The 5,648-nt window shown below is 42.0% G+C and carries 8 protein-coding genes; 7 read left to right on the top strand and 1 reads right to left on the bottom strand.

Annotation, left to right across the window (positions count from 1 at the left end):
* From WC317_08175 to WC317_08160, 4 genes are all read left to right on the top strand, one after another.
* Positions 1 to 160, top strand: a 160-nt coding sequence (locus WC317_08175; protein ID MFA5340099.1) for a glutamate dehydrogenase, incomplete at its 5' end; no start/stop codon positions are given.
* A 494-nt stretch (positions 161 to 654) separates the two neighbouring features.
* Positions 655 to 1,476, top strand: a complete 822-nt coding sequence (locus WC317_08170; GenBank protein ID MFA5340098.1) for a nucleotide-binding protein — start codon at positions 655 to 657, stop codon at positions 1,474 to 1,476.
* Between the two features lie 280 nt (positions 1,477 to 1,756).
* Positions 1,757 to 2,278, top strand: a complete 522-nt coding sequence (locus tag WC317_08165) for an ORF6N domain-containing protein (GenBank protein ID MFA5340097.1) — start codon at positions 1,757 to 1,759, stop codon at positions 2,276 to 2,278.
* Between the two features lie 244 nt (positions 2,279 to 2,522).
* Complete coding sequence (locus WC317_08160) at positions 2,523 to 2,783, top strand: AbrB/MazE/SpoVT family DNA-binding domain-containing protein (GenBank protein MFA5340096.1); 261 nt, start codon at positions 2,523 to 2,525, stop codon at positions 2,781 to 2,783.
* A gap of 353 nt (positions 2,784 to 3,136) precedes the next feature.
* Here WC317_08160 and WC317_08155 read toward each other — a convergent pair whose 3' ends face one another.
* On the bottom strand, positions 3,137 to 3,352 hold the full coding sequence (locus tag WC317_08155) for a helix-turn-helix transcriptional regulator (protein MFA5340095.1): 216 nt from the start codon (positions 3,350 to 3,352) through the stop codon (positions 3,137 to 3,139).
* Between the two features lie 265 nt (positions 3,353 to 3,617).
* Between WC317_08155 and WC317_08150 the strand changes: the two genes are divergently transcribed.
* The 3 genes from WC317_08150 to WC317_08140 form a co-directional block, all read left to right on the top strand.
* Entirely contained in the window at positions 3,618 to 4,175 is a 558-nt protein-coding gene (locus WC317_08150) for a nitroreductase (protein ID MFA5340094.1), read from the top strand.
* A gap of 1 nt (position 4,176) precedes the next feature.
* Positions 4,177 to 4,572, top strand: a complete 396-nt coding sequence (locus WC317_08145; protein MFA5340093.1) for an OsmC family protein — start codon at positions 4,177 to 4,179, stop codon at positions 4,570 to 4,572.
* Positions 4,573 to 4,585: 13 nt separating this feature from the next.
* Positions 4,586 to 5,648, top strand: a 1,063-nt coding sequence (locus tag WC317_08140) for a TrpB-like pyridoxal phosphate-dependent enzyme (GenBank protein ID MFA5340092.1), incomplete at its 3' end; no start/stop codon positions are given.

The raw sequence follows: 5,648 nt of genomic DNA, 5'->3' as shown, positions 1-5,648 counted from the left end.
AGTGGACGAGAGGCTTCTCCAGATAATGATTAATATCCACGAGTCTTGCGTTAAATACGGAAAAGATCCGAACAGTAAATATGTAAATTACGTCAACGGCGCCAACATAGCCGGCTTCGTGAAAGTCGCGGATGCCATGCTCGCCCACGGCGTAGTATAAAACTTAATATTCTTCGAGCGATTCGCCGTAGGCGGAGAGTCGAGAAGTAACAGCCGCAGGGGAGACATCAATCTTCCCTGCGGCTTGTTTTTTGCCTTGCCGCGGAAGCGGCTTGTTCACTCAGGTAAAAATTTGCCCTTAGCATTTTACACCTCCGAGGTGGCCGTAGGCCTCCTCGGAGGTGGAGTAGGTTTACGGGCCGCCTTTTCTTTTGCGTTTTGGCGGGGCTCAAAAAACTTACCCGGCACAAACAGGGTGCCGGGCTCGGACAGTTTTGAGCCTTTTGGTCTCCTAAAAGGGGACATATAAACCGCCAAAATGCTCATAAAAGGCTAAATTTTCAATTCGCTCACTCGCCTCTTCCGCGGCTCTATACTTGCACTTGCCCCCTATCCGCTGTATAATATTTTAGTAGTTTTGGATAAAGGACATCAGATTGCATATCTGATGATTGAGGGTTAAATCCCGAATGAAAGGTCTAAGGAGATAAAATAATGTATTATCATATTAGAATTACTCAAAAATCTAACAGAAGGGATGACGAGGTTAAAGTTGATCTTTCAAAAAAAGTATTATTGTCACAATTTATAATTCCTTATGAGAAGGGAGCTCCTATTACTATTAATGGAAAGACTATTATGTCTAACGACATAGAAAGAATAAGAGTATCAGAAAGCGAAAAGAATTCGAGTCAAATATTGCCCATAATTGAAGAAGAAAGGCGTCAAAGCAGTGTAGCAGTGATAGGGGGGCCTTCTGATGAGTGGGAAGTGGCGGCTAGGGGCAGAGATATAACCGATGACTTAATAAAAGGTCCTCCAGGCTATAAAATAAGTAAAAAAGGAGAAGGTCTTAATGAAACGAAGTTTTCTAACCAAATTTTTATAGTGCATGGTCATAATGAACAGGCAAAAAAAGAGCTTGCACTAATACTACACAATTTAGGATTTGAACCTATTATTCTTCATGAACAAGCGAATCAAGGAATGACGCTTATTGAAAAACTTGAAAAGCACTCTAATGTGGGTTTTGCGTTTATCTTACTTACACCGGATGATACTGTAATTGGGTCAGGTCCTTCTGTTAATGAAATTGTGCAAGAAGAGGGGAGAGCCAGGCAGAATGTTGTATTTGAATTCGGATTATTTATTGGGAAATTAGGACGAAACAGGGCATGTTGTCTTTATACAGGAGATGTTAAGCTTCCTTCAGATTTAGAAGGACTTGTGTATATACGATTCGAGAATACTGTCGAAGAAGTCGAGCTTAAGATTATGCGAGAGTTAAAGGCAGCTGGATATAGGGTAAAATTATAGCAAGGCAAATAGCTACTATTTGGACACTAATAATTTCTAACCTAGTTAGTGGTAAATAATTACCGTCCTATTTCGGTACACCCTATTTCATCCCGCGCCATTCTAATGCGACATTTATGACACTGTCACTTTTGTCGCCTTCGGCTTATTAGGTCATTCGCGGTTTCCTAAGTTTACATTCCGACAATGTCACAATGTAAACTTACCATTAAAATTCTAAAAATAATTGAAAGAAAACCACCCTCCAAATGTGTCTTATATAGTAAAGGGAGGTGTATACATGGAAGATAAACTTATTCCAGTAGAAGTGGTTGAAAGAAAGATATTTATGATCCGTGGAGAAAAAGTGATGCTTGGTATGCATCTCGCAGAACTTTATGGGATAGAAACAAGGGCATTAAATCAGGCAGTCAAAAGAAACATCGGTAGATTTCCTGAAGATTTTGCATTTGTGCTTGATGATTCTGAAGCAAAATGGCTGGTATCACAAAATGTGATACCACATAAAAAGTACCTCGGAGGACATTTGCCGTTTGTTTTTACACAAGAAGGAGTTGCAATGCTTTCCAGTGTATTGAATAGTGAACGGGCAGTTCAAGCAAATATAGCTATAATGCGGACATTTGTAAAATTAAGACAGATTATGTCCATAAATAAAGACCTTGCTTATAAATTGGCTGTACTTGAGCACAAAATAGGGAAGCATGATGAAAATATCCAGGCGATATTCGAGGCGATTCGTAAGCTTATGGCCCCTCCGCCAATTAAACCCAAACCACAGATAGGTTTTAAGTCGGGATAGGACAGAGTATTAGATATCGCCGTCCTATTTTGGTACACCCTATTTCACCCCAGCCATTTTTCCCATCCAAGGCTAAAGCGACATTTATGACACTGTCACTTTTGTCGCCTTAGGCTTATTATGCCATTCGCGACTTCAAGCTAGGGGTATCGCAAATTGTGATACCCTTGACAAAAGCTTAAAGGTAAGGTATTATTGTAATAGAAGTAAGAATGTAAGGAAGTAAGGATAAAGGAGGATTTATATGACTATAATACACACAGCAAAGATTACATCAAAAGGCCAGGTTACTATACCTAATCAGGTAAGGAAGATACTTAATCTTAAAGAAGGGGCTTCGATAGCTTTCGGGTTAAGTAAAGAAGGAGTAATCTTAATGCCCTGCCGGGTTACAATTGACTCGCCCTATACTGCCAGGGAATGGCAGAAGATTGAAAAAATAGCCTCTTCTAAAGGTGTATATAAAACCGGTAAAGAGGGTAAAAAGCATATAGAGTCTTTATGAGGTTTGAGTTCAAGCCTTCCTTTGATAGATCCATAAAAAATTTCCATGGCGAAGAGAAAGAAGAAATAAAACAAGCCGCTATTTATACAATAGATGTGTTATCTCGCAATAAGACAGCTACTAAAGGCATCGGCCTAAAGCGGCTACAGGGTAATTTTTGGGAAACCAGGATAGGGCTTAAAGCCAGGATTCTTTTTAGATGGCAGGAAGATTTAGTGGAGTTTGTTCTGGCAGGCAATCACGATGATATAAAAGGTATCTAAAAAACATAAAGTAACCTATTTCACCCCGCGCTGTTTTTCCCATCCTCCGGCTCCTAATGTTACATTTCTGACAATGTCTTAAATGTAACATTAGAACTTCAATAATTTATAAGGCTTTACTTTGAGAGCTTTGGCGAGTTTTTCTATGGTGTCGATCTTCAAGGCAGGCGGTTTCTTACCCTCGATCCTCTGGATGTATTTATAATCAATATCGGCTTTTTCGGAAAGTTCTTCCTGGGTATAGCTGTATTTTTCCCTTAATTCCCTTATTTTCTTCCCCAATTTTATCCTGATGGTATAATCCATATACCTTATTATGCTACGGTTAAATAAATGTTGACACCTAACTGTAATAAGGTATAAACTTCTGGAATGGACAAAAAACTAAAGAAGGCCAGGCTTGACTTAATAAATTCCGCCAAAGCATTAGACAAGATCAGCAAGTGTAAGCATGCTAAACAGAATATAATGACCATAGCAGTGAAGGCGTGGTTGAAGGAGTTTTATAAATATTAGATAATGGGATTGACAGGCAGGAAGAAAGGCGAGTAAAATATCCATTATGGATATAATGGATGTTATCAAGTCCCGCAGGAGTATCAGAAAATACCTGGATAAACCCATATCAAAAGAGATCATAGAGAAGCTTATCGAAGCAGCAAAATGGGCGCCCACAGGCATGAATGAACAACCGTGGGGGTTCATTGTTGTGCAGGATAAGGCCCTCATAAAAGAGCTTTCAGATCGTTCCATCCCTTATATAAAGAAAATGATAGAGGAAAAACCGCAGTTCGCGAGATATAAAAAGCGCATGGCTGTGAAAGATTTCAGCATATTTTACCATGCCCCCTGTGTTATAATAATTATAGGCAAAACCACTTTTTCTTATCAGAGCGATTGCGCCATGGCCGCGCAGAACATGATGCTTCTGGCCTCGTCTATGGGCATAGGTTCATGCTGGGTAGGCATGATGAATGTCCTGGATAAAGACGAATGGTTCAGGAAGAAATTCGCAATTCCGGATAATTACGCGATAGTGGCGCCTGTGGCGTTGGGGTATTTCGAGAATAAAGATATCCCTGTCATTGAAAGAAAACCCCCGGAAATATTAAGGACTTTCAAAGGTTAAAATGGAATATACAGAAGTAAAATATATAGACGGGAAAAAGTTCGAGGCCCGCAATAGAAAACACACTGTTATTATAGACCTCCCGGAAGAGTCCGGAGGGAATGACCAGGGCCCGACGCCTCCGGAAATATTCATAGATTCTTTGGGCTCGTGCATAGGCGTGTATGTCCTGGGTTTTTGTAAAGGCGCGGGATTAGACGCTAAAGGCATGAAGATAACTTTAGGTTGGGAAAAATCAGCAGATAAGCCCAGCCGCATCAAAAGCATAAGCGCGAAGATAGAGTTGCCTAATGCCGAGGTAGGAGCGAGAAGGCCTGCGCTTCTGAAAGTCGCTGAATCTTGTCTTATTCACGAAACAATAAAACACCAGCCTGAAATAGCCATAGAGTTAATATAACAAAGGCGGTCAAATGGATAATTTCAAGATATTGCTTGATGAAAAAAGCATTCCAAGGGCGTGGTATAATATCCAGGCGGACCTGCCCAACCCTCTTCCGCCTCCTCTTAATCCAGGTACGAACAAGCCTTTGTCCCCGGATGAATTAGCGCCTATCTTCCCGATGGAACTTATAAAACAGGAGATGTCGCTGGATAAGTGGATAGAGATACCCGAAGAGGTCATTAGTGTGCTGAAACTCTGGAGGCCTACTCCTCTCAGAAGGGCGCGCAACCTTGAAAAAGAACTTAAGACACCCGCCAGGATCTATTATAAAGATGAAAGCGTCAATGGAGCGGGGAGCCATAAACCCAATACAGCGATTGCCCAGGCCTATTTTAATAAAAAAGAAGGCGTGAAGCGGATCGCCACGGAAACAGGCGCGGGCCAGTGGGGGAGCGCGCTTTCTTTTGCCTGCAAAATACTCGGTTTAAAATGCACTGTTTATATGGTAAGGTGCAGTTATGAGCAAAAACCATTCAGGAAATCGCTCATGCACGCCTGGGGCGCGGAGGTATTCGCTTCTCCTTCAAAGAGGACAAAATCCGGCAGGGGCATTCTAAAAAAGATGCCGCATACGCCCGGAAGCCTGGGCATGGCGATATCAGAAGCAGTGGAAGACGCGGTTACACACAGCGATACCAAGTATTCTCTCGGCAGTGTGTTAAATCATGTAATGCTTCACCAGACAGTTATAGGGCTTGAGGCAAAGGAGCAGTTGAAGTTGGCGGGCGAGAAACCCGATATATTGATAGCGTGTGTCGGCGGGGGGAGTAATTTCGCGGGCCTCACATTTCCGTTCATAAAAGATAAAATAGACGGGCAAAATATCAGGTTCATAGCGGTTGAGCCTGCGGCGTGCCCTACGCTTACCAAAGGGCCTTACAGGTATGATTTCGGCGACACGGCGCAAATGACGCCGTTATTGAAAATGTACACGCTGGGGCATGATTTTGTGCCGGAAGGCATACACGCGGGCGGTTTGAGATATCACGGCATGGCGCCGCTGGTGTCGATATTACTTAATGAGAAACTTA

It is taken from the genome of Candidatus Omnitrophota bacterium, assembly GCA_041653595.1.
In the GTDB taxonomy this organism is placed as follows: domain Bacteria; phylum Omnitrophota; class Gorgyraeia; order Pluralincolimonadales; family Pluralincolimonadaceae; genus Pluralincolimonas.
The sequence above is the reverse complement of the archived record's forward strand: the minus strand, read 5'-3'. Positions and strand labels throughout refer to the sequence as shown.